Source organism: Flavobacterium sp. FlaQc-49 (assembly GCF_044005985.1).
Classification (GTDB): Bacteria; Bacteroidota; Bacteroidia; order Flavobacteriales; family Flavobacteriaceae; genus Flavobacterium; species Flavobacterium cupriresistens.
Window position 1 is genome coordinate 1 of sequence record NZ_JBIPCS010000051.1, and the last position, 268, is coordinate 268.

At 41.0% G+C, this 268-nt stretch carries 1 protein-coding gene; it reads left to right on the forward strand.

All coding sequences use genetic code 11. The features are described from left to right. The coding region (locus tag ACHRV3_RS23040; protein ID WP_395442799.1) for a hypothetical protein at positions 1 to 268 on the forward strand (268 nt) is incomplete at both ends.

Consider the following 268-nt stretch of genomic DNA (forward strand, 5'->3'; position numbering starts at 1 on the left):
CCTTAACACGTACCTGGACAGCAACGGATTGCTCTGGTAACACTACATCTTATGTTCAAATTATAACCGTGAGAGATACAACAGCTCCAACGGGAACTGTTCCTACAGATGTTACCGGTTTAGAGAGTATAGCTGCTATTGCTGCCGGTACACCACAAGATGTAACGAATGTTTCTGATAATTGTGATTCAAATGTAACAATCACCGTAACTGATACCAATAACGGAGGAAGTGGTTGTGATGGAAATGCTTATATCTTAACCAGAAC